This window comes from Corynebacterium sp. CCUG 51687, from assembly GCF_024453995.1.
GTDB lineage: Bacteria > Actinomycetota > Actinomycetes > Mycobacteriales > Mycobacteriaceae > Corynebacterium > Corynebacterium pseudogenitalium.
On record NZ_JAGPYT010000025.1, the window covers coordinates 1 to 1,919 of the forward strand.

The 1,919-nt window shown below is 53.9% G+C and carries 2 protein-coding genes; both read left to right on the top strand.

The window, feature by feature from the left end; translation table 11 throughout:
• Nucleotides 1–816: hypothetical protein (locus KBX13_RS11380; protein ID WP_256022274.1), on the top strand; the 816-nt coding region annotated here is incomplete at its 5' end.
• The gene (locus KBX13_RS11385) at nt 804–1,883 is read left to right on the top strand and encodes an IS3 family transposase (RefSeq protein WP_256022275.1); all 1,080 of its coding nucleotides are present in this window, start codon (nt 804–806) and stop codon (nt 1,881–1,883) included. The genes KBX13_RS11380 and KBX13_RS11385, both read left to right, overlap by 13 nt.
• Nucleotides 1,884–1,919 lie beyond the last annotated feature (36 nt).

Here is a 1,919-nt window from a genome sequence, read left to right on the forward strand (position 1 = left end):
CACGATATTCCCCCGCTGATCCCCAAGCCACCAGAGAAGGATTGGGCAGATTACAACACCGACCCCGACCCCGACAAGACTCGTAAACGTCGGCGTGCAAGCCTGCCATCTGCACGCGATGTGCTGGCGTTGCCGACTGTCACCCTTGCACCCGGTGCCACGCTTGCTGATAGTGAGTTGGTCATGCCGGATGCTGCGGCAGTCGTGTTTATCCCCAACACTGAAGATCGCGGGATTGTCACCTATAGCGATACCCAGAAACAGCAGATGGTCAGGATCTATCACCAACTACCGTACGGGACAAAGAAGGTTTGGCTGGCCCGTCACGACATGGACGCATCACGAGTGATTCGGTGGATGAAGCGGTTTGATCTTGGCACGTTTACCCAGCAACAACGCGCCGCAGTCTATACCGGGGCAACTACCCCTGTACCGGTGGTGTTAGACGCTGAAGCGATCATCTCACTTGTCCACCAGTATGTGGCTGCCCCGCATGGGACAAAACAAGCCTTGCTGGATAAACACGGTATCTTGCAGTCAGCGATGCATGGCTGGATCGAGAAAGTCGCAAACGGCACGATTGCCCACTACACGCACACAAGAAAGGCAGAACCCTTGAACACCCCCAAGGCCACCAACAACGACATGGTCACCATTACCCGCAAGGAATACAACGCACTACAACGAGAAAACGCCAAGCTGCGCAAAGAAAACAAGCTGTGGAAGGACACCAGTGATGTACTGGGAAAAGCTATAGCGTCTCTGCCAAAGAAGCATGGCGGGGACTCAAACGCGGCGGGAAAATCCTCACAGTAGAACAAACACAACGCTATGAGGCAGGCCTACAACAAGAAAACGAGCTAATCGAAGCACTCGTTGGTATCGGGCACTCAATGAGGAAAGCCTGCAATGTGTTAGGCGTGGCGCGCTCTAGACGGTATTACCAGGACAATCCCCGCCCGAAGAAGCAAGATCCGATCCCGCATCACAAACGCAACATCAAACGCTTAACCGATGCGCAAGTCAACGACATTTTGGCCTTGTTAGATGCTAATCCGTATTCGAGTGTGGATGATGTCTTCTACCACGCATTGAACAATGGGTGCTATATCGCCAGCTTGCGTAGCTTCTACCGGGTTGCCAAAGCGCACGGCAAACTCTTGTCACAGCGCCACGGCACACGCAGAACACGCCCGCGGCGTGCACGCGGCAACAACCAGCCCCCACATGTTGAAGCACACCGGCCAGGTCAAGTGCTGTGCTGGGATATCACCTATCTTCCAGGCAAGTACACAAACCAGTACTACGCCTGCCATACCGCAATCGATTTATATTCCCGTGCTGTTGTCGGCGCAGTTGTTGCCCACCACGAAGATTCCCGCGTGGCACGACATATGTTTGAAGAAATCTTTGCCGCACACCCTGATGTCGACACGGTGCACTCCGATAACGGGGCAGCGATGACCAGTCGCAGCCTTGGCAGACTTTTTGATGCCCACCAGGTCAAACGGTCGTTCAGTAGACCATCGATTAGTAACGATAATCCGCATATGGAGTCGTTGTTTCACACGATGAAAGGTATGGCCTACTACCCGAGGGCTTTTGCCAGCATTAAACATGCAGCGGCCTGGGTTGATGAGTTTACAACGTTGTATAACCAACGGCCCCACAGTGGGATTAATGGCTACACACCGCAAAGCGTGCTAGACGGCACGTGGCAACAGATGGAGGCCAACCGGCGAAGTGCCGTCGAGCAAGCCCTTGCTGATGGGGTAATTACCGCGCGACCGAAAACACCGATTGGGTTGCCTGAGAAAGTCACGATTATCCGCACAACAACTAAGACAGCGCCGATGCCGCGTGCATTGATGATGCATTGTTAACCATGAATCTGGCCCACAACCACTTGACACAGAGCG